This is a genomic window from Acidovorax sp. LjRoot204 (genome assembly GCF_056175785.1).
The window spans coordinates 1-1,023 of record NZ_JBGFFF010000382.1; the positions used below are offsets into that span (position 1 = coordinate 1).

Consider the following 1,023-nt stretch of genomic DNA (forward strand, 5'->3'; position numbering starts at 1 on the left):
GAACCCGACGACTCGCTCAAGACCTGGGGCTGGATCAGCTACATCCTGCACCTGATCGTGGCCATTGGCGCCGTCCTGCCGGGGGCGCAGGCCTCGGTGGCGCTGCTGCTGCTGGCGCTCTTGATCGACTTCATCAAGCGCGACGACGCGGCCGGCACCTGGCAGGCCACGCATTTCAGCTGGCGCATCCGCTCGGTGCTGTGGGCGGGCCTGCTGTACATCCTGACCTCGTGGCTCTGGCTCCTCTTTCTCGTGCCGGGCTGGATCGCCTGGAGCCTCATTTCGCTGTGGTTTCTCTACCGGATCGTGAAGGGCATGATCCGCATGAACGGCAGCCGTCCCATGGAACCCAAAGATGTCATCTGATCCGAACTGCGTCTTCTGCAAAATCATCGAAGGCAAGATTCCTTCGCGCAAGGTCTACGAGGACGACGAACTGTTCGGCTTTCACGACATCGCCCCCTGGGCGCCGGTGCACTTCATGCTGGTGCCCAAGCGGCACATCGCCTCGATGGCGCAGCTCACCCCCGACGACGCCGCGCTGATGGGCCGGATCATGACGCTGGCCCCCCGGCTCGCGCTGGAACAGGGCTGCAAGCCCTATCCGGAGGGCGGCTACCGGGTCGTCGTCAACACCGGCGCCGAGGGCGGGCAGGAGGTCCACCATCTCCATGTCCACGTCATGGGCGGCCCCCGCCCATGGCTGCGCGGCTGAATCCCATTAATCCGAACTGTCACATTCAGCCCGACTAAAATCGGACACATTCTTAGGAGTCTTCCATGGGTTCTTTTTCTATCTGGCACTGGCTGATCGTGCTGCTCGTCGTGGTCATGATCTTCGGCACCAAGAAGCTGCGGAACATGGGTTCCGACCTTGGTGGCGCCGTCAAGGGCTTCAAGGACGGCATGAAGGACGGCAGCACCACCGATGCACCCGCCGCTTCGTCGGCTCCTGCAGCGCAGGTGACCGGCCAGCCGGCCAACAGCGACAAGTCCACCATCGACGTCGAAGCGCGTCAGAAG

The 1,023-nt window shown here is 63.2% G+C and carries 3 protein-coding genes; all 3 read left to right on the top strand.

Annotation, left to right across the window (positions count from 1 at the left end; all coding sequences use genetic code 11):
* The coding region (locus AC04MI_RS25570; RefSeq protein WP_476499091.1) for a DUF4870 family protein at positions 1 to 366 on the top strand (366 nt) is incomplete at its 5' end.
* Complete coding sequence (locus tag AC04MI_RS25575) at positions 356 to 715, top strand: histidine triad nucleotide-binding protein (protein WP_436042695.1); 360 nt, start codon at positions 356 to 358, stop codon at positions 713 to 715. The genes AC04MI_RS25570 and AC04MI_RS25575, both read left to right, overlap by 11 nt.
* A gap of 65 nt (positions 716 to 780) precedes the next feature.
* A partial coding sequence (tatA, locus tag AC04MI_RS25580) for a Sec-independent protein translocase subunit TatA (protein WP_476499092.1) occupies positions 781 to 1,023 on the top strand: 243 nt, incomplete at its 3' end.

What these genes read in the sequence shown, in the direction of transcription:
- AC04MI_RS25575 (WP_436042695.1), top strand. Translation starts at nt 356, where the DNA reads ATGTCATCTGATCCGAACTGCGTCTTCTGCAAAATCATCGAAGGCAAG.